Source organism: Mycobacterium hainanense, from assembly GCF_041890355.1.
GTDB lineage: Bacteria > Actinomycetota > Actinomycetes > Mycobacteriales > Mycobacteriaceae > Mycobacterium > Mycobacterium hainanense.
Genome location: NZ_CP169059.1, coordinates 5029522 through 5050049, shown reverse-complemented (window position 1 = coordinate 5050049; position 20528 = coordinate 5029522). Strand labels below are relative to the sequence as shown.

At 70.0% G+C, this 20528-nt stretch carries 17 protein-coding genes; 13 read left to right on the top strand and 4 right to left on the bottom strand.

Annotated elements, in window-relative coordinates:
* Positions 1-234 precede the first annotated feature (234 nt).
* The gene (locus ACEL92_RS23755; protein WP_374023034.1) at positions 235-1473 is read left to right on the top strand and encodes an acyltransferase family protein; all 1239 of its coding nucleotides are present in this window, start codon (positions 235-237) and stop codon (positions 1471-1473) included.
* 93 nt (positions 1474-1566) lie between these two features.
* A complete protein-coding gene (locus ACEL92_RS23750; RefSeq protein ID WP_374023033.1) occupies positions 1567-2253 on the top strand; it encodes an Rv0518 family GDSL lipase in 687 nt (228 codons plus the stop codon).
* 325 nt (positions 2254-2578) lie between these two features.
* Here the strand turns inward: ACEL92_RS23750 and ACEL92_RS23745 are convergent, their stop codons facing one another.
* A complete protein-coding gene (locus ACEL92_RS23745) occupies positions 2579-4726 on the bottom strand; it encodes an acyltransferase family protein (RefSeq protein ID WP_374023032.1) in 2148 nt (715 codons plus the stop codon).
* 9 nt (positions 4727-4735) lie between these two features.
* Positions 4736-5602 carry an alpha/beta hydrolase gene (locus ACEL92_RS23740; protein ID WP_374023031.1) on the bottom strand — a complete coding sequence of 289 codons (867 nt, stop codon included), beginning with the start codon at positions 5600-5602 and terminating at the stop codon, positions 4736-4738.
* A gap of 421 nt (positions 5603-6023) precedes the next feature.
* Between ACEL92_RS23740 and ACEL92_RS23735 the strand changes: the two genes are divergently transcribed.
* The 4 genes from ACEL92_RS23735 to ACEL92_RS23720 are packed head-to-tail and all read left to right on the top strand — an operon-like array spanning position 6024 to position 10102.
* Positions 6024-7178, top strand: a complete 1155-nt coding sequence (locus tag ACEL92_RS23735; protein ID WP_374023030.1) for an LLM class flavin-dependent oxidoreductase — start codon at positions 6024-6026, stop codon at positions 7176-7178.
* Between the two features lie 4 nt (positions 7179-7182).
* Positions 7183-8538: an MFS transporter gene (locus ACEL92_RS23730; protein WP_374023029.1), complete on the top strand. Its 1356-nt coding sequence runs from the start codon at positions 7183-7185 to the stop codon at positions 8536-8538.
* Between the two features lie 53 nt (positions 8539-8591).
* Positions 8592-8720, top strand: coding sequence for a hypothetical protein (locus tag ACEL92_RS23725; protein ID WP_374023028.1), 129 nt, complete (start codon positions 8592-8594; stop codon positions 8718-8720).
* A 29-nt stretch (positions 8721-8749) separates the two neighbouring features.
* On the top strand, positions 8750-10102 hold the full coding sequence (locus tag ACEL92_RS23720) for an amino acid permease (RefSeq protein WP_374023027.1): 1353 nt from the start codon (positions 8750-8752) through the stop codon (positions 10100-10102).
* A 4-nt stretch (positions 10103-10106) separates the two neighbouring features.
* On the opposite strand, the gene car is transcribed toward ACEL92_RS23720, so the two are convergent.
* Positions 10107-13667, bottom strand: a complete 3561-nt coding sequence (car, locus tag ACEL92_RS23715; RefSeq protein ID WP_374023026.1) for a carboxylic acid reductase — start codon at positions 13665-13667, stop codon at positions 10107-10109.
* A gap of 69 nt (positions 13668-13736) precedes the next feature.
* Entirely contained in the window at positions 13737-14132 is a 396-nt protein-coding gene (locus ACEL92_RS23710; RefSeq protein ID WP_374023025.1) for a nitroreductase family deazaflavin-dependent oxidoreductase, read from the bottom strand.
* A gap of 73 nt (positions 14133-14205) precedes the next feature.
* Between ACEL92_RS23710 and ACEL92_RS23705 the strand changes: the two genes are divergently transcribed.
* Genes ACEL92_RS23705 through ccsB form a run of 7 tightly spaced genes read left to right on the top strand, consistent with a single transcriptional unit; the run spans position 14206 to position 20524 of the window.
* Positions 14206-14550, top strand: a complete 345-nt coding sequence (locus ACEL92_RS23705; protein ID WP_374023024.1) for a hypothetical protein — start codon at positions 14206-14208, stop codon at positions 14548-14550.
* 57 nt (positions 14551-14607) lie between these two features.
* Entirely contained in the window at positions 14608-15939 is a 1332-nt protein-coding gene (hemL, locus tag ACEL92_RS23700) for a glutamate-1-semialdehyde 2,1-aminomutase (protein WP_374023023.1), read from the top strand.
* Positions 15939-16547, top strand: coding sequence for a histidine phosphatase family protein (locus ACEL92_RS23695; protein ID WP_374023022.1), 609 nt, complete (start codon positions 15939-15941; stop codon positions 16545-16547). Before hemL ends, ACEL92_RS23695 begins: the two co-directional genes overlap by 1 nt.
* Positions 16548-16564: 17 nt before the next feature.
* The gene (locus tag ACEL92_RS23690) at positions 16565-17137 is read left to right on the top strand and encodes a TlpA disulfide reductase family protein (RefSeq protein ID WP_084187684.1); all 573 of its coding nucleotides are present in this window, start codon (positions 16565-16567) and stop codon (positions 17135-17137) included.
* Entirely contained in the window at positions 17134-17913 is a 780-nt protein-coding gene (locus tag ACEL92_RS23685) for a cytochrome c biogenesis CcdA family protein (protein ID WP_374023021.1), read from the top strand. Before ACEL92_RS23690 ends, ACEL92_RS23685 begins: the two co-directional genes overlap by 4 nt.
* 47 nt (positions 17914-17960) lie before the next feature.
* Positions 17961-19550 (top strand): cytochrome c biogenesis protein ResB, encoded by a 1590-nt coding sequence (locus ACEL92_RS23680; RefSeq protein WP_374026355.1) that lies wholly within the window; start codon positions 17961-17963, stop codon positions 19548-19550.
* Positions 19547-20524, top strand: a complete 978-nt coding sequence (gene ccsB / locus ACEL92_RS23675; RefSeq protein ID WP_374023020.1) for a c-type cytochrome biogenesis protein CcsB — start codon at positions 19547-19549, stop codon at positions 20522-20524. The genes ACEL92_RS23680 and ccsB overlap by 4 nt, the downstream gene beginning before the upstream one ends.
* The last annotated feature ends 4 nt before the right edge of the window (positions 20525-20528 follow it).

Sequence of the window (20528 nt, the reverse complement as noted above, 5' to 3'; positions counted from 1 at the left end):
CTTTTTGTTAAGAAGCGATTTTCGCCGCCATTTCGCGCCGATGCGAGCAAAGTTGGTCCAGCTGGGATTCGCGGCGAAAGTCCGCGTGCCACACCACAACCGTCCGCGCGTCAGAGCGATTGCGCTGCTAGGCTGCCAGGGCTACCGGTTGCGAGGCGGGGGCCTGTGACAGCGCGAGGTCGCCCGGTCAGCCGAGCTACCAGGCGAACGTGAAGTCCAGGCGGAAAGAGCATCGTGCGCGGCGCAGAGATCAGGGGAGAGATCAAGGCCCTGACGGGACTCCGCATCGTCGCCGCCCTGTGGGTCGTGCTGTTCCATTTCCGGCCGATGCTGGGCGACGTCGGGCCAGACTTCCGCGACGCCCTCGCGCCCGTGCTCAACTGCGGCGCCCAGGGCGTCGACCTCTTCTTCATCCTCAGCGGGTTCGTCCTGACCTGGAATTACCTGGACCGGATGGGCCGGTCGTGGTCGACGCGCGCGACCCTGCACTTCCTGTGGCTGCGGCTGGCCCGGGTGTGGCCGGTGTACCTGGTCACCCTGCACCTCGCCGCCCTGTGGGTGATCTTCACCCTGCACGTCGGCCACGTGCCGTCGCCCGACGCCGGCCAGCTCACCGCGATCAGCTACGTCCGTCAGATCCTGCTGGTGCAGCTGTGGTTCGTGCCGTTTTTCGACGACTCCAGCTGGGACGGGCCGGCCTGGTCGATCAGCGCCGAGTGGCTGGCATACCTGCTCTTCGGCCTTCTGGTGCTGGTGATCCTGCGGATGAAGCAGGCCACGCGGGCGCGCAGCCTGATGGTGTTGGCCTTCGCGGCTGCGCTGCCGCCGGTGATCATGCTGCTGGCCAGCGGCCACTTCTACACCCCGTGGAGCTGGCTGCCGCGGATCGTCACGCAGTTCGTGGCGGGCGCGCTGGCGTGCGCCGCCGTGCGCCGGCTGCGGCTGACCGATCGCGGCCGCCGCGTGGCCGGGTACCTGTCCCTGCTGCTGCTGGCCGCCATGGTGGGCGTGCTGTATTGGTTTGATGCGCACCCGATCTCCGGCGTCGTGGAGAACGACAGCGGCGGCGTGGTCGACATCCTGTTCATTCCGCTGGTGATCACGCTGGCGATCGGCGTCGGCAGCCTGCCGAGGGTGCTCTCAACCCGGTTGATGGTGTACGGCGGGCAGGTCTCGTTCTGCCTCTACATGGTTCACGAGCTGGTGCACACCGCCTGGGGATGGTCCGTCGAGCAATTCGACCTGCGGCCGCAGGACAATCCGTGGAAGTGGAACGTCATCGGCCTGCTCGCGATCGCCGTGTTGATCTCGATCGCGATGTATCACTTCGTCGAAGAGCCCGCCCGCCGCTGGATGCGCAAGATGGTGGATGTCAAAGCGGTCACCGCGAGAAGCGATCCCGAAGATGCCCCGGGTGGCAAGGTGCATCCGATCGACCGTCCGCTGGAAAAGCTTTCAGCCCGCGCCGTGTGACGGTTGTCTTAACGCCCCGCCGCGAATCGCGGGCGATAATCGATGGAATGCAGTGGCACATGGCGATGCCGTTGACAGGGGAGGGAGGTAGTGGTGAGTCGTCTGGCCACTTTCGTCATCAGCCTGACCTTCCTGGTCGGCGTCGGCATCGCCTATCCCGCCCAGGTGCGCACCTACGACACGCTGACCCTGGATTTCCGGTTGAACCACCTGGCCGTCGTCGGGGATTCCTACACCACCGGCACCAGCGAGGGCGGGTTGGGCCCGAGGTCGTGGCCGGCCCGCGCGTGGGACGGCCTCGCCGCGCGGGGCGAGCGGATCTCGGCTGACGTCGCGGCCGAGGGCAGGGCCGGTTACGGCATGCCGGGTGACCACGGCAGCGTGTTCGAGGACCTGACTTCCCGGGCGGTGCAGCCCGACGATGTGCTGGTGGTGTTCTTCGGCTCCCGCAACGACGAGCCGATCGATGCGGGTGTGATCGGTCAAAAGGCCCGCAGCACATTCGATTTGGCCCGCCGGCTGGCGCCGTCCGCCCGATTTCTGGTGATCGGGCCGCCATGGCCGACGGCCGACGTGCCCCTGCCGATTCTGCAGATTCGCGATGCGCTCGCCGCGGCCGCGGGGGCCGCCGGGGCGACGTGGGTCGACCCGATCGCCGAACACTGGTTCGTGGGCAGGCCCGACCTGATCGGAGCGGACGGCGTGCACCCGAACGACGCGGGGCATCAGTACATGGCGGACAAGATCGCGCCGCTCATCCGGACCCAGCTGTCGACCTAGGCGTGCCGGGCGGCTTCCTGAGCGAGCTGCACCCGCGAAAGCGTTGTCCGGGAACGATTCTCACAGCTGCTGTAGCGACGCTGCGTAGTCGGCTTAGAAGGCGGCGAAGCGCCTGCGGCCGCGCGGATCTACGAAGGACGTTCAGTCCTCGGCGTGTCGCTCGTAGTCCCATCGCTCCAGGCGGGCCTGCAAATTCAGCAAGCCGAACCCGGCGACTGGAGCGGCGGCCGCAATGCAGGCCAGCAGCAGCGGAGTCATCCCCTACAACCTCCCAAAACCCTTCGCTGATATGACGTTCGTCAACCACCAGAAGTTCAATGTCGCCTCACCCACCCGCCAGGGCGCGGTCGGCGAGCGCGCCCATCACCGGCGCCAGCAACTGCGCGTACTCGGTCGTCACGTGGTTGTCGTCGCGGAACACCAGGGTGTTGCCGACGACCATCGGGCAGCGCTCGGGGGTGCAGAACAGGTCGGTGAGATCGGCGTATTGGCCGCCGCCGGCGGTGGTTGCCGCACGCTCGGCGGCGATGCCGTCGTCGTTGACCGCGGCGGACCGCGTCGGCGTGCAGGCGCCGGCGTCGTCGAGGTGCGCGGAAAGGCAAGTGGGCAGCGAGGATTGGGGATCCGGGGCGGGTCCCAGGACCAACACCGCCGCGCCGGTGCCGCGCAACCGCGCGACGGTGCGGCCCAGGGTGTCGATCCACGCCGGGTCGTAGGAGGTGAAGCCGAAGTCCGCGGCGTAGCGCCGGCTCATGTCCACCACCACCAGGCGCGGATGTTCGGCGGCCACCCGGTCCATGACCTGGCCGCGCCACTGTTCGCACTCGGTGTACTCGCGGCCCAGATACGGGCTGACGATGTGCAGGTCCTGGATGGGGCAGGTCACCTTGGCCAGCGTCTCCAGCCGCCAGTGGCGTCCCTCGGCGACCTGCGCAAAGGCCGGGTCCCACATGGCGGCGTGCGAGTCGCCGATCAGCGTGACCCTCGTCGGCGAGGCGAGATCGCCCGTCGCGCACTCGTTTTGCCCGACCTCGCGCCAGGAGCGCACGCACCCGTTGACGAAGACCGCGGCCTTGTCGGCGGGCGCCTTGGCGAGCGGGGGATCGAGATTGGCGGGAACGGCTTTCAGGTTCGCCGATGCGGCGACGGCTGCGCGCGCCTGCGCGAACGCCGCACGGACCGCCGCCTCTGGCGCACTGACGGTGGGGGCGGCGCTGGGCGTTGCCGCCACGATGTTGGCCCGCGGGACGGCCGCCCCGTGACCGACCGGCACCGGCACCACGTTCAGCAGCAGCACACACGCGCAGGCCGCGACGGCGCTGGCGGCCCCGGCGACGGCCAGGCTGGCCCTCGCCGACCGGCGCAGGGCGGCGGCGAACCGGCCGGGGTTTTCGACGAGGTGCAGGGTGATGATCGCCAGACCGGCGGACACGGCCGTCGCGGTGAGCCGGGCCGGCAGGCCGGCGGGCTCCCCGAGCAGCGCCGGCATCAGCAGCAGCACCGGCCAGTGCCACAGGTACCAGGAATAAGAGATCCGGCCGATCGCGCGCATCGCCGGCCGGCACAGCAGCCGGCCGGCCCCCAGGCCGCGGGTGGCGCTGCCGCCGCCGATGACGAGCGCTGTTCCCAGCACGGGCAGCAGCGCCGCGGTGCCGGGGTAGGGGGTGCGCGCGTCCAGTTGCGTGCAGGTCAGCACAATCAGCGCCAGCCCGCCCCACCCGGCGATCGACGCCGTACGCAGCGACAGGTGGCGCCAGTACTGGATGGACAGGGCCAGCAGGCCGCCCGCGGCCAGTTCCCAGGCGCGGGTCGGCAGGGAGAAGAACGCCCAGGACGGCGAGGTCCGGCTGCACAGCACGGCCGCCGCCAGCGACATCGCCGCGACCAGGCCCAGGACCACCGCATACGGTGTGGCGCCCCGCGGTGCCGGGACGCGCCGAACCAGCCAGGCCGTGCCGATGATCAGCACCGGCCACGCCAGGTAGAACTGTTCCTCCACGCCCAGCGACCAGTAGTGCTGAAACGGCGACTCCAGGTGCGGGGTCAGGTAGTCGGTGCCCTGGGTGGCGAATCGGTAGTTGCCGACGTAGAGGGCGCTGGCGATGCCGTCGAGGAACACGCTGCGCGCCTGCAGCGGCGGCAGCACGACGGCCGCGCCGATGGCGGTGAGGACGCCGACGACGGCGGCGGCCGGCAGCAGGCGACGGGCCCGCGCCCCGTAGAAGCGCCCCAGCGCGACGGTGCCGGTGGAGGTCACCTCCCGGAACAACAACCCGGTGATCAGGAAGCCGGAGATGACGAAAAACACGTCCACGCCGATGTATCCGCCGGTGATCCCCGGGATGCCCGCGTGGTAGAGCACCACCGCGACGACCGCGACCGCCCGCAGGCCCTCGATGTCGGGTCGGAATCCGGTCCGCTTGACCGCCCGCTCGGTTTGGCGGGTGGGGAGTTCGCTTTGCCGGATGCTCATCGCTTTGCGCTAGGTCGCCATCCAGGCGAGCTCGCTGGGCAACATGAGACGCCACCAGGTCATGTCGTGCCCGCCGACCGTGAAGCTGACGGTCGGCGGCGTTTTGAGTTGGCTGACGAATTCGCGGGTGGCGGGATAGAAGCGGTCGAAGGTGCCGCAATCCACCCGCAGCGGAATCTGCGACAGCGCCGGCACACCCAGCACACTGTTTTGCACCCAGTCGTCGTTGCTGTCGAACGCCTTGGGGGCGCTGTCGGCGAACGAGGTGTACAGCGCCGGGCTGATCGCGCAGATCCCCGCGGTCCGCGCCGGCCCCAGCTTGGCGCCCAGGTGCAGCGCCCCGTAGCCCCCCATCGACCAGCCCATGAATCCCACCCGCGAGGTGTCGAAGCCCATCGAGGACAGCACCGGCAGCAGCTCGTCGAGCACCATCGCGCCGGAGTCGGTGCCGTCGGCCCGTTTGTGCCAGTAGGAGTCGCTGCCGCCGTCGACGCCCACCACCGCGAACGGCGGCTTGCCCTCCTTGACCAGCTGGGCCAGGCCGTGTTCGACGCCGCAGTCGAGCATCATGTTCGCGTCGCCATCCTTGCCGTGCAGCGCGATCACGGGTCGCAGCATCCCGACTTGGCCGGGCGGCAGGGCAATCACGTAATTCGTCTTCACGCCCCCGCGTGCGGCGGAGACGAACGAACCGGTGAGCTTGGTCGGCAGGTTGCTGCTCGCCGCGGACGGCTCGAACGGGGCCGGAGCTTGCGGCAGCGTCGCGGCCCGCGGCCTGACCGGATCGAGCAGGCCACTCAAGGCGAACACGCCAGCGGCTCCCAGGCCGGCGCTGGCTCCCATCCGCAGCACCGCCCGGCGTGTCAGGTCAGGCATGATCGCAATAATGCCGCCCTGACCGGTGATTACCTGCCGAGCCACGCCGAACTGGAAGCATTGTGTGATCTGGCGTGACCTGCCGGTCTCCAACCGGTTACCTGGGGTGCACCCGTTCGCCGCCTCGGGCCGCGCCCGGCGGCCGAGTTGCGGCCTCGTGGTACGGCCATCATCATGGCCCCGGCCGGTGTGCCAACGCGGGATCGGACCGATCGTAGCCCCTTGCGCCCCAACGGAACAACAGTCAAACGTGGTGGCCCGACCGGCGGTCGAACCGACCACGCGCACCGCGCGCTCGCCGCGGTGCCACGGCTGCCGGCCGGGGATGCAATCTCGGCGGTTTCAACCCTCGCGCGGCGGAAGCAAGTTTCGCAGGATGGAGCTTTCGTGCTTCGCGTCGTTGATTGAAAGAGGATTGAGGATGAGTCTCGCGTTCCACTGGTTTCTGCCGACCTATGGCGATTCCCGGAACCTGGTGGCGGGCGGACACGGCACGCCGATGTCCGGCGACCGGCCAGCCACCCTGCGCTACCTGCGCCAGATCTGCGCGGCCGCCGAGGACAACGGCTTCGAGGCGGTGCTCACCCCCACGGGGTTGTGGTGTGAGGACGCCTGGTTGACGACGGCGACGCTGGTCGAGGCCACCGAAACCCTGAAGTTCCTGGTGGCCTTCCGGCCCGGGCTGCTGAGCCCCACCCTGGCCGCCCAGATGGCCGGGACCTACCAGCGCCACTCGGGTGGGCGGCTGCTGCTCAACGTCGTCACCGGCGGCGAACCGCACGAGCAGCGGGCCTACGGGGACTTCCTGGACAAGGAGGCGCGGTATGCGCGCACCGCCGAATTCTTGGACGTGGTGCGCCAACTGTGGACGTCCAAGACGCCGGTGACCTTTGCCGGCGAACACATTCGTGTCGAGGGCGCGCAGCTGAACAATCCGCCCGACCCGATACCGGCGGTGTTCTTCGGCGGATCGTCCGCGTCGGCCGGCCCGGTCGCGGCCAAGTATTCCGACGTGTACCTCACCTGGGGCGAGCCGGCCAAGGCGGTCGCCCAGAAGCTGGATTGGATCCGGGGCCAGGCCGTCGACGCCGGCCGAATTCTGCAGTACGGCTTGCGCATTCACGTCATCAGCCGCGACACCTCCGAGCAGGCGTGGGCCGAGGCCGACCGGTTGCTGGCCGCCGTCGACCCGGCCGACGTGGAGCGCGTGCAGGCCAGCCTGGCCCGCAGCGAATCGGAGGGGCAGCGCCGCATGCTGGACCTGCACGGCGGCAGCAGCAACCGGCTGCTGGTCGGCCCCAACCTGTGGGCGGGGGTGGGCCTGGTCCGCGGCGGTGCGGGCACCGCGTTGGTCGGCTCGCACGCCGAGGTGGCCGAGCGGCTGGCCGAATACGCCCAACTCGGCATCACCCATTTCATCCTGTCGGGGTATCCGCACCTGGAAGAGGCCTACTGGTTCGGCGAGGGTGTGCTGCCGTTGCTGGAGCGGATGCGCCTGTGGCGCCACCCCAACCGGTCCGACCGCCCGTCACGCCCGGTATCGGCGACGCCGTTCGCGGTCGCCTCGGCCCACTAAGGTCATGGCGGCCACCTTGCCGGCGCCCCCGACCGGCACAGGGCTGAACGGGATCGCCGGCGCGGGCGACGAGTCCGGCGGGCAGCAACGCCGGCGGCTGCGCGTCGTCGTCGCGGCCAGCCTGTTGGGCACCACCGTGGAGTGGTACGACTTCTTCCTCTACGCGACGGCGGCGGGCCTGGTGTTCAACAAGGTCTTCTTCCCCAGCGAGAGCTCGCTGGTCGGCACGCTGCTGGCGTTCGCCACCTTCGCCGTCGGGTTCGTCATGCGGCCGGTCGGTGGGCTGGTGTTCGGCCACATCGGCGACCGGATCGGCCGCAAGCGCAGCCTGGCGCTGACCATGCTGATCATGGGCGTCGCCACGGCGCTGATCGGGGTGCTGCCCACCGCCGCCCAAATCGGGGTGTGGGCGCCGCTGCTGTTGTTGGCGCTGCGGATCCTGCAGGGGTTCGCCCTCGGCGGTGAATGGGCGGGTGCGGTCCTGCTGGCGGTGGAGCACAGCCCCGAAGGCCGCCGCGGCCGGTTCGGGGCCATTCCCCAGGTCGGCCTGGCGCTCGGATTGGCTTTGGGCACAGGAATATTCGCGTTCCTACAGATCGCGCTCGGCCCGGCCCGATTCCTCGCCTACGGCTGGCGGATCGGTTTCCTGCTCAGCCTGGTGCTCGTCGTGATCGGCGTCGTGGTGCGGCTGCGGGTGGAGGAGACACCGGCTTTTCGGGAGCTGCGTGACCTCGAGGCCACGGCCACCGTGCCGATCCGCGAGATCGTGCGCGAACCGCGGTCGCGGCGAAACACCGTGTTGGGCTTGCTGTCCCGCTGGGCCGAAGGCTCGGCGTTCAACACCTGGGGCGTGTTCGCCATCAGCTACGCCACCGGGGTGCTGGGCTTCAACCGGGTGTCGGTGCTGGTGGTGGTGACCTTCGCGGCCCTGCTGATGGCGGTGCTGCTGCCGGTGTCCGGCGCGCTGACCGACCGGTTCGGCGCCCGCCGGGTGTATCTGGCCGGGGTGGCCTGCTACGGCATCGTGGCGTTTCCCGCCTTCGCGCTGTTCGGCACCAGGAACCTGGTCTGGTTCGCCGTGGGCCTGATCGTCGTGTTCGGGGTGGTGCACGCCCTGTTCTACGGGGCCCAGGGCACGCTGTACTCGTCGCTGTACCCCACCAGCACCCGCTACACCGGTTTGTCGTTCGTCTATCAGTTCTCGGGCATCTACGCCTCCGGGGTCACCCCGATGATCATGACCGCGCTGATCGCGGCCCTCGGTGGCGCGCCGTGGCTGGCGTGTGGCTATCTGGTGGCGACGGCCGTCATCAGCGTGCTCGCCACGGCGGCGATCCGCGAGCAAGACCTGCACCTCTGAGCCGTCCGCGCGTTAGTCTCGTCCCGTCGGCAGGCGCGAGGAAGCGAGAACACATGACGGACGCGAACGTCGCCGGTTTCGAACGGATCCCGTGGGACATCGGTGGCCCGCAGCCGGCGGTGCAGGCAGACCACCGGGTGCACCTCCCGGCGTGGTCCGTGCTGGCCACCCGGCTGGACTGACGCCGGTTCACCGGGCGACGCGAGGTTCGATGGCCGCCACTGGGCAACTGCGCCAAGGGTTGTCGCAGCGCCATCTCAGCATGATCGCGCTCGGCGGGGTGATCGGCGCAGGCCTGTTCGTCGGCTCCGGCGTGGTGATCAAGGACACCGGCCCCGCGGCGTTTCTGACGTACGCGCTGTGCGGCCTGCTCATCGTCCTGGTGATGCGCATGCTGGGCGAAATGGCGGCGGCGAACCCGTCGACCGGGTCGTTCGCCGATTACGCGGGCAGGGCGCTGGGCGGCTGGGCGGGCTTTTCGGTCGCCTGGCTGTACTGGTACTTCTGGGTGATCGTGGTCGGCTTCGAGGCCGTCGCCGGCGGGAAGGTCCTCGACTACTGGTTTCACGCCCCGCTGTGGCTGCTGTCGCTTTGCCTGATGGTGTTGATGACCGCGACCAACCTGTTCTCGGTATCGTCCTTCGGTGAGTTCGAATTCTGGTTCGCCGGAATCAAAGTCGCGACCATCGTGGTCTTTCTCGGCGTCGGCGCCGCGTTCGTCCTGGGCCTGGTGCCCGGGCATCCCGGGGGTCTGGGCAATCTCACCGCGCACGGTGGGTTCTTTCCCAAGGGCGTGGGGGCCGTCTTCGCCGCGATCGTGGTGGTGATCTTCTCCATGGTGGGCGCCGAGATTGTCACCGTGGCCGCCGCCGAAAGCCGCGACCCTGCACTCGCGGTGCAGAAGGCGACGAGGTCGGTGGTGGCTCGGATCGGCGTCTTCTTCGTCGGCTCGGTCTTCCTGCTGGTGGCGATATTGCCCTGGGACTCAGTGGAACTCGGGGCCTCGCCCTATGTGGCCGCGCTGCACCACCTGGGACTGCGCGGCGCTGATCAGGTGATGAACGCCGTGGTACTCACCGCGGTGCTGTCCTGTCTGAATTCGGGGCTCTACACGGCGTCCCGCATGCTGTTCGTGCTCGCCGACCGCGGCGAGGCCCCGGCGCGGTTGGTCAGGCTCAGCGGGCGGGGCGTTCCGCACATCGCCATCCTGTGCTCCTCGGCGGTCGGGTTCGGTTGCGTCGTCATGGCGCGCGTCGCGCCCGACACCGTGTTCCTGTTCCTGCTCAACTCCTCGGGCGCCGTCATCCTGTTCGTCTACTGGCTGATTGCGCTGTCGCAGATCGTTTTGCGCCGCCGCACCCCCGCCGAAAAGCTGCGGGTGAAGATGTGGTTCTTCCCGGTGCTTTCCCTCCTCACCCTGGCCGGAATCACCGCCGTGCTGGTGCAGATGGCGTTCGACCGCTCGGCGCGCAGCCAGATCTGGCTCAGCCTGCTGTCCTGGGCCGTGGTGATCGGGCTGTACTTCGCGGCCCGGGCCCGCGGGCGGCTGTCCGTGGGGGATTGACGCCTCAGCCCACCTGCGCCTCGCTGCGCTCCTCCAACAGGCCGAGCCGGCGCAGGTCGGTGACGTACTTGTCGATCAGCGCCTCCGTGACGTGCGGGACGTCTCGGGCGCTGCCGATCCCGGCGGATTGCACAGCGGCGCGGAAGTTTTCGGCGGGCATCCGCGTCCCCTGCGTCGGCTCGCCGGGGGTGGCGTAGGCGGTCATCAGCGGCAGCATCGAACTCTTGCGCACGGCGTCCGGGAGCGCATTCATGGCCGCCGTGAACCGGGTCAGCCATTCGTCGTAGTCGTCGATCCGTTCGATCGGGTGACCCGCGGCGATCAGCCAGTCGACGAAGGTGTCCAGTGAGACGCCGTCGTCGTGCGTGTTGAGCACGTTGTAGGTGTGGTAGCCGCCGCTGACCTGCCCACCCAGCGTGGTGATGGCCTCCGCGGTGAAATCCGCTGGGAGGCCGTCGTAATGGGCGCGCTGCGGCCGGCCCGACGGGTCGAGCCGATAGAACGACCGCGGTGCCATCCCGGTGGCCACCACGCTCAGGATCAGCCGGGTGAACATGTCGGGCACGTTGAGCTGACCGGCGAACCGGCTGTGCGCCAGGATCATGTCGGACCGGAACACCGCCACCGGCAGGCCACAGAGATCGTGTGCCTCGCGCAGCAGCACCTCACCCGCCCACTTGCTCGTCGCGTAGCCGCTGGCGTAGGCCTCGCCGAGGGACCGGGACGGGCTCGCCGAACGCACGTCCGCGTCCTCGCCGAGGAAGGTGCCGTCGGGCAGTGTCGTCACCGCTACCGTCGAGATGTAGTTGATCGCCTTGAGCCGCTGGGTGATCGCCAGCTTGATGATCTCGGCGGTGCCGACGACATTGGGTCCGAACAGCTGGCTGTACGGCAGCACGTGGTTCACCAGGGCCGCCGAATGCACGATCAGATCCACCGACTGCGCGAGCCGGCGGTAGGTGGGGGTGTCCAGCCCCAGATTGGGCGCCCCCACGTCGCCGACGAGCACCTGCAGATGCTTGTCCGCCAGCCGCCGGAAGCGGTCGGACAGTTCGGCGTCGCCGCTGTCGATCGCGGCCTCGATGCGCTGGCGTCCGGCGACCGGGTCGGCGCCGCGGGCCAGGCAGATCACCGTCCCGCCGGTGGGTGCCAGCCGTTCCAGCCAGTCCAGGCACAGGAACCGGCCGAGATAGCCGTTGGCCCCGGTCAGCAGGACGGTGTCGACGGTGCCGGCCGGCGCGGCGAGGCGGGTCGCGGCGGCCAGCGTCTCGGCGTCGATGAACCTGTCGAGGGTGAGGTCGGCGGCGCGGGCCACGGTGGCGCCGCGCCCGTGCACCGAGGCGAAGGTCGGGCGCGTCGACACCGAAGTCCGCTCGCCGTCGACGTAGTTCGCGACGGTCATCAGGGTCGAGGTGGGGCTGACGATCGTCTGCACGGGCAGGTCGATGCCGAAGACCTCTTCGAGCAGCGTGGCGAACGAGAACGCTGACAGCGAATCACCGCCCAGTTCAATGAATTTCGCCTCGGGGCTCAGGGTGGAGTCGCTCGGCAGCCCGAGGGTGGCCGCGGCGGCCCGGCGAACGGTGTCGATGGTGGGCAGCTCACGACTGGCGGCGCGCAGCTCGTCGAGTTGATTACCTTGGCCGGCTTCGATATCGGCGTACATGGCGTCGAGGCGTTCGCCGTAGTGCGCCTTGAGCGCCGGGCGTAGCAACTTTCCCACCCCGGAGAGCAGCCCGTTGTCGCGGGTGAAACGCCGCGGCTCCAGCAGGAAGTCGCGTGGGATCTCGTACGGTTGCAGGCGCGCGTCGGCGGCGATCCGCTGCAGCGAGTCGGCGATCAGGGCGCGCGCGTCCCGGTCGCCGATGGCGTCGTCGTTCGGCACGATCACCGCAAGCAGGAACGGCTGCTCGCTGCTGCCGTACAGGAAGATCTGCCGGATGTACGGGCTGGTGGAGAAGGCCGCCTCCAGCTGGGAGACGGCGACGAACTCGCCCTGCGAGAGCTTGATGACGTTGTTGGAGCGATCCAGGTACTTCAGTTGGTCCGGTCCCAGCTCGGCCATGATGTCACCGGTCTTGTAGAACCCGTCATCGTCGAAGATCTTCGCCGACAGCTCCGGGTGCTTGAAGTATCCGGGAATCACGTTGGCGGCCTTGAGGTACAGCTCGCCGCGCGGGTACGGCCGGTCGGTGGTGTAGTAGCCCAGCTCCGGCACGTCGACCAGCTTGTAGTCGGTCACCGGCGGGCGCCTGATCCGGCCGCTGCGCATGATCCCGCCGCCGGTTTCGGTGGCGCCGTAGCCGTCGGCCACCGGGACGTCGAGCAGCGACTCCATGAAGGCGTGCATCTGGTGGGACAGCGGGGCGCTGCCGCACATCGCGGAGATGACCCGTCCGCCGATAAAGTCTTGCCGCAGTTCGGCTTTGACCATTTCGTCAAGCTGTTGGGCGCTCAGCTGCCCGGCGGAGCGCTGGTCGAGTTCCTTGCGGTAGCGCCGAAAGAACATGTCGCATACCCGCGGCACCAAATTCAGCGCGGTGGGGCGGACCAGGCCGATGTCGTCGAACAGCGTGGACATGTCGCTCTTGGCGGCGAAGTAGCCGATACCACCGGAGGCCAGCGTGGCGATGAGCCATTCGAGGCCGTAGACGTGGGACAGCGGCATGTACTGCAGGTGGATCGCGGGGATCAGCCTGCCGATGTCCACCGAGGGGCTGTGCGGCCGCTGCCACGTCCGGGTCATCATGTCGGTGGTGTACATCGCCCCTTTGGGGGCGCCGGTGCTGCCCGACGTGTAAATCAAAGTGGCCAAGGGGTTTTCGCCGTCGGCCGGGACGTACGCCGGCGTGGCCGTCAGGCCCCGGCCCGCCTCCAGCTCGGCGAACAGCGGCACGACGTCCGCCCGGTGCCCGGCGGCGCCCAGCCGCGCGCGGGCGTAGTCATAGCGGTCGCGCTGCTCATCGTCGTCGCTGGTGTAGTCGAACACCACCAGCCGCTGGATCGAGGGCGCGTCGACGACGACGTCGACCGCGGTGTCCAGGGACTCGATGCTCACCGCGAGGATCCGTGGTTCCGTCTCGGCGACGATCGGGGCGAGCTGGGCCGCCGTCGAACTGGTCTGCAGCGGCACGAACACTCCGCCGAGCCGGAGGCAGGCCAGGTACTGCACGACGTAGTCGATGCTGGTGAAGCCCAGCACACTGACGAAATCCCCGGGGCGAAAACCGCCCGGCAGGCCCGACTGCCACGCGCCGGCCAGTGCCGCCGCCCGGTCACCGAGCTCGCGGTAGGTGATGGTCTCGAAGCCGGACAGCAGGGCGGTCTTCGCCGTTCCGGTCGCAGGGTCTCCGAGCACCTCGCAAGCGCGCTGCCCGAGCGCGGGCCGGGCGGCGTACGCGTCCAGGTAGATGTCGACCACCTGGGCAAGACGCAGCCCCGGGCGCTGGGCGGCCTCGGTCACGTCCGGCACCGGCGCCGCGGCCCGGAACTGCGGGTCGCTGGCGTACAACTGATCGACCCGCTCGGCCAGTCGCTGTTGTCGGGCAAGGTCGCTGCCAGTCACCGGCGGCCTCCTGTGGTCACGTCAATGTCGCGCATGCCGCAGCCGTATACCCGCCCTGGCCGCGACCAGTCAGCCGGTTTTCGTCAGCAGCACCGCGTCATCGAACGGCAGCCGCGCGAAAACCCGCCGCGCGCCGGGGCTTACGTGGACCGCCGCTTCGGCCTTGGTGACAACCCGCGGGTCCACGATACCGAACGTTTTGCCGTTGCGGCGCATCCGTCCGCCGCCCGCGGCGGTCAGGTTCTTCAACCAGTCCCGGTCCGGGCCGTAGGTCAGCAGGATCGCCACCCCGGGACTGCCGTCGATGTCGGCGCTGAACACATTGACCGGGGTGCGGTACGGCTTGCCCGAGCGGCGGCCGACGTGTTCCACGATCGCGAACGGCGGCAGCCAGCCGGCCCACAGCCGCTGAATCGGGTTGGTGACGTGACGGTTGAACCGGGCGAGCCCCTGAGGCATCTGCATACCGCCATCCAACTCGCTTGCGCGCCCCGGCATCAACCCCACTCTGCGCGGCGAACAGGTCTACTGTCTGAAGATGGGCGATTCGCCGGGTAACGAAGCGGCCCGGCGCGCCGCCGAGCTCAGACGCAGGGGCGAAGCCCTGGCCGCCCGCAAGCCCATCACCCCCGAAGACGTCGAGCGCGCGACCGAGCGGGCCGGGCAGGCCCACGAGCGGGACCAGGAGGCGCACCTCCGCGATGTGCACCGCCACTACGAGGCCGCCGTCGCGCACGACCGCGCCGCCGCGGTGCACGAGCGGGCGGTCGAGGAGCGCCTCGGGGACGTCGAGGCGCACCGGCGGGCGGCGGAAAGGGAACGCAACGCCGCCCAGCATCATTTCCAGGCCGCGCAGGAAGCCGAGCGCCAAGGCAACGCCTGACCCGTCCTGCTACACCCTGTAGTTGTACCGGCCGCGCGGGCTGGGACACTGGTTGTCATGGGAAGCAGTGACCAGGCGACCGCACACGCCGCGACGACCGCGGCGTCGGCCCGGCTGTTCGCCGACGCCTGCGCCGTCATCCCGGGCGGGGTGAACTCCCCGGTGCGGGCGTTCACCGCGGTGGGCGGGACCCCGCGCTTCATCACCGAGGCCAACGGGTACTGGCTCACCGACGCCGACGGCAATCGCTACGTCGACCTGGTCTGCTCCTGGGGCCCGATGATCCTGGGGCACGCGCACCCCGCCGTGGTCGACGCCGTCACCCGGGCCGCCGCGTCGGGCCTGTCGTTCGGCGCGCCCACTCCGGCGGAGAGTCAGCTGGCCGCTGAGATCATCGGGCGGGTGGCGCCCGTCGAGCGGATCCGGCTGGTCAACTCCGGCACCGAGGCCACGATGAGCGCGATCCGGCTGGCCCGCGGGTTCACCGGTAGGCCCAAGATCGTCAAGTTCTCCGGCTGCTACCACGGCCACGCCGATGCGCTGCTCGCCGACGCGGGATCCGGCGTTGCGACGCTGGGGCTGCCGTCCTCGCCCGGGGTCACCGGCGCGGCGGCGGCCGACACGATCGTGTTGCCCTACAACGACATTGACGCGGTGCGACAGGCCTTCGCGGAGCTGGGCGACCAGATCGCCGCGGTGATCACCGAGGCCAGCCCGGGCAACATGGGCGTCGTCGCACCCGCGGAAGGTTACAACGCCGCGCTGCGCGCGATCACCGCCGAGCACGGCGCGCTGCTGATCGTCGACGAGGTGATGACCGGCTTCCGGGTAAGCCGAAGCGGTTGGTATGGAATCGATCCCGTCGACGCCGACCTGTTCACATTCGGCAAGGTGATGAGCGGCGGGTTGCCCGCCGCGGCGTTCGGCGGCCGCACCGAGGTGATGGAGCGGCTGGCGCCGCTGGGGCCGGTGTATCAGGCCGGCACGCTGTCCGGTAACCCGGTGGCCGTGGCCGCCGGCCTGGCGACGCTGCGCGCCGCCGACGCCGCCGTCTACGCCGCGCTGGACGCCAACGCCGACCGGCTGGCCGCGCTGCTCTCCGAATCGTTGACCAATGCCTCTGTGCCGCACCAACTTTCACGGGCCGGCAACATGCTCAGCGTGTTCTTCACCGACGCGCCGGTGACCGATTTCGCGTCCGCGCGGGCCAGCCAGACCTGGCGCTATCCGCCGTTCTTCCACGCCCTGCTGGACGCGGGCGTCTACCCGCCGTGCAGCGCCTTCGAGGCATGGTTCGTCTCGGCCGCGCTCGACGACGCGGCGTTCGACCGGATCGCCCAAGCGCTGCCCATCGCGGCCCGCGCGGCCGCCGGAGAGGACAAGCCCTGATGGCCGATCAGACCCGGGTCCACGTCATCCGCCACGGCGAGGTGTACAACCCCGACGGCGTCCTCTACGGCCGGCTGCCCGGCTTCCACCTGTCCGACAAGGGCAGGGCGCAGGCCGACGCCGTCGCCGCTGCGCTGGCCGACCGCGACATCGTCGCCGTCATCGCCTCCCCACTGCAACGCGCCCAGGAGACCGCCGCGCCGATCGCCGCCGAACACGGCCTGCCCGTGGACACCGACCCGGACCTGATCGAGTCGGCGAACTTCTTCGAGGGCAAACCCGTGGGCCCCGGTGACGGGGCGTGGCGCGACCCGCGGTTCTGGTGGCAGCTGCGCAACCCCTTCCGGCCGTCGTGGGGTGAGCCCTACGCCGAGATCGCCGCCCGCATGACGACCGCGGTGGATAAGGCCCGCGCCCGCGGCGCCGGCCACGAAGTGGTCTGCGTCAGCCACCAGCTGCCGGTGTGGACGCTGCGGCTGCACCTCACCGGCCGGCGGCTGTGGCATGACCCGCGCCGGCGGGAGTGCGGGCTGTGCTCGATCACCACCCTGGTGTACGAGGGCGACCAGCTGGCCGACGTCGAGTATCAGGAGCCCGCGGCGCTTTGATTGCATGGCGACTGGCGATGGCCGGGGTCGTGGTGACGACCCTCGTTGCCGGCTGCTCGTCCGGTCGCGACGCGGTGGCCCAGGGCGGCACCTTCGAGTTCGTCTCCCCGGGCGGGAAGACCGACATCTACTACGACCCGCCGTCCAGCCGCGGCCACCCCGGCCCGCTGACCGGGCCCGACCTGGCCGACCCCGCCCACCCGCTGTCGCTGGACGACCCGATCTTCGCCGGCCGTGTCGTCGTCATCAATATCTGGGGCCAATGGTGCGGGCCGTGTCGCGCCGAGGTCGGCCAGCTGCAGCAGGTGTACGACGCCACCCGCGACGCGGGGGTGTCCTTCCTCGGCATCGACGTGCGCGACAGCAACCGGCAGGCCGCGCTGGACTTCGTCAACGACCGCCACGTGACGTTCCCCTCGATCTACGACCCGGCGATGCGCACCTTGATCGCGTTCGGCGGCAAGTACCCCACCACCGTGATCCCGTCCACGCTCGTCCTGGACCGCCAGCACCGGGTCGCGGCGGTGTTCCTGCGCGAATTGCTGGCGGCCGACCTGCAGCCCGTGGTGCAGAAGCTGGCCCGCGAGTGACCGGGTTCACCCAGATCGCCGCCGCCGGACCGCTGCTGGTGGCCCTCGGCGTGTGCCTGCTGGCGGGGCTGGTGTCCTTCGCCTCGCCGTGCGTGGTGCCGCTGGTGCCCGGCTACCTGTCGTACCTGGCCGCCGTCGTCGGCGTCGACGAGCAGCCGCTGCCCGGCCAGGTCAAGGCCCCGCCGTCGGCGCGCTGGCGGGTGGCCGGCTCGGCGGCGTTGTTCGTCGCCGGCTTCACCACGATCTTCGTGCTGGGCACGGTGGCGGTCCTCGGGATGACGACGACGCTGATCACCAACCAGCTGCTGCTGCAGCGGGTCGGGGGCGTGCTGACGATCGTGATGGGGCTTGCGTTCGTCGGCCTGATCCCGGCGCTGCAACGGCAGGCCCGGTTCAGCCCGCGCCAGCTGACCACCGTCGCCGGGGCGCCGCTGCTGGGCGCGGTCTTCGCGTTGGGCTGGACGCCGTGCCTGGGTCCGACGCTGGCCGGCGTGATCACCATCGCCTCGGCCACCGACGGCGCGAGCGTGGCCCGCGGGATCGTCCTGGTGATCGCGTACTGCCTGGGGCTGGGCATCCCGTTCGTGCTGCTGGCGTTCGGCTCGGCCGGCGCCGTGGGCGCGCTGGGCTGGCTGCGACGCCACACCCGGGCCATCCAGGTCTTCGGCGGCGCGCTGCTGATCGCGGTGGGCATCCTGCTGGTCACCGGCGTGTGGAACGACTTCGTCTCCTGGCTGCGCGACGCCTTCGTGTCCGACGTGAGGCTGCCGATTTGAGGCAAGCACTCGCCTGGGGGCGCAAAACCTGGCGCGCGTTGACCTCGATGGGCACCGCGCTGGTGCTGCTGTTCCTGCTCGCGCTGGGCGCCATACCCGGGGCGCTGCTGCCGCAGCGCAGCCTCAACGCCGGCAAGGTCGACGACTACCTGAAGGCTCACCCGGTCATCGGGCCCTGGCTGGATCGGCTGCAGGCGTTCAACGTGTTCTCCAGCTTCTGGTTCACCGCCATCTACGTCCTGCTGTTCGTGTCGCTGGTCGGCTGCCTGACGCCGCGGATGATCGAGCACGCCCGCAGCCTGCGCGCCACCCCGGTGGCCGCCCCGCGCAACCTGGCCCGGCTGCCCAAGCACGCCAGCGCGCAGCTGCCGGCCGACCCCGACGAGCTCAACGCCCTGGCGAACACCATCACCGGGCGGCTGCGCGGCTGGCGCACCGCGATCCGGCACCCGGACGAGGGCGAGGCCAGCCTGGTCGAGGTGTCCGCCGAGAAGGGCTACCTGCGCGAGTTCGGCAACATCGTCTTCCACTTCTCCTTGCTGGGCCTGCTGGTCGCGGTGGCCGTCGGCAAGCTGTTCGGATACGAGGGCAACGTCATCGTCATCGCCGACTCCGGGCCGGGCTTCTGCTCGGCCTCGCCGGCCGCGTTCGACTCGTTCCGTGCGGGCAACACCGTCGACGGCACATCGCTGAACCCGATCTGCATCCGCGTCAACGACTTTCAGGCGCACTACCTGCCCTCTGGGCAGGCCACCTCGTTCGCCGCCGATATCGACTACCAGGCCGGCCGTGACCTGGCGGCCAACAACTGGCGGCCCTACCTGCTGGAGGTCAACCACCCGCTGCGGGTCGGCGGCGACCGCGTCTACCTGCAGGGCCACGGCTACGCGCCCACCTTCACCGTGACGTTCCCGGACGGGCAGACGCGCACCTCGACCGTGCAATGGCGGCCCGACAACCCGCAGACCCTGCTCTCGTCGGGGGTGGTGCGCATCGACCCGCCCGCCGGCAGCTATCCCAACGCCGTGGACCGCCGCCAGCACGAGATCGCGATTCAGGGCCTGCTGGCGCCGACCGAGCAGCTCGACGGCGCCCTGTTGTCGTCGCGGTTCCCGGCCCTGAACGCCCCCGCGGTGGCCGTCGACATCTATCGCGGCGACACCGGCCTGGACACCGGGCGGCCCCAATCGCTGTTCACCCTGGACCCGCGGCTGATCCAGCAGGGCCGGCTGACCAAGGAGAAGCGCGTCAACCTGCGGGCCGGGCAGGAGGTCCGGATCGCGGCGGGCCCGGCGGCCGGCACCGTCGTCCGCTTCGACGGCGCCGTGCCGTTCGTCAACCTTCAGGTTTCGCACGACCCGGGCCAGGTCTGGGTGCTGGTGTTCGCCATCACGATGATGGGTGGACTGCTGGTGTCGCTGCTGGTGCGCCGTCGCCGGGTGTGGGTCCGGCTCACTCCGGGGGCCGGTACGGTGAACGTCGAGTTGGGCGGGCTGGCCCGCACCGACAACTCCGGGTGGGGCGACGAGTTCGAGCGGTTGACCGAGCGGGTGCTGGACGGCCTGGGCCGGCCCGACGGCACTCAGGCACTCGAGCCCCCCGCGTCCAGAAGGAGTTCTGAGGTGGACGTCAAATGAACACGGTGCACGTCAACGTCGGGCTGGCGCGCTACTCCGACTGGGCGTTCACGTCGGCGGTGGTGGCGCTCGTCATCGCGTTGCTGTTGCTGGCCTTCGAGCTGGCGTACGCCGGCGGCCGCCGCGTGGACCGGCGCGAGCGGGTGTTGGCCGGCGCGGTCGCCGGGGACCGCGGTGCCCCCGGCATCGTCGAGGACGTCCCCGGACGGCCGCTGGACCAACGCGTCGGGCGGGGCGGGCTGGCCGTGGCCTACCTCGGCATCGGGCTGCTGTTCGCCTGCATCGTGCTGCGCGGCCTGGCCACCGTGCGGGTGCCGTGGGGCAACATGTACGAGTTCATCAACCTGACCTGCATGTGCGGGTTGCTCGCCGGGGCGTTCGTGTTGCGCCGCCCGCAATACCGCCCGCTGTGGGTCTTCCTGCTGGTGCCGGTGCTGATCCTGCTCACGGTGTCCGGGCGCTGGCTCTACACCAACGCCGCGCCGGTGATGCCCGCGCTGCAGTCCTACTGGCTGCCCATCCACGTGTCGGTGGTCAGCCTGGGCTCGGGGGTCTTCATGGTCGCCGGCATCGCCAGCATCCTGTTCCTGCTGCGCACCTCGCGCCTGGGCGAACCGGGCGCCGAGGGCGCCCTGGCGCGGGTGGTGCGGCGCTTCCCCGACGCGCAGACGCTGGACCGCGTCGCCTACCGGACCACGATCTTCGCCTTCCCGGTCTTCGGCTTCGGCGTCATTTTCGGCGCGATCTGGGCGGAGGAGGCGTGGGGGCGGTACTGGGGCTGGGACCCCAAGGAGACCGTGTCCTTCGTCGCCTGGGTTATCTACGCCGCCTACCTGCACGCCAGGTCGACGGCGGGATGGCGGGACCGCAAGGCGGCGTGGATCAACGTCGCGGGGTTCGTGGCCATGGTCTTCAATCTGTTCTTCGTTAACCTGGTGACCGTGGGCCTGCATTCGTATGCGGGCGTGGGGTGACCGC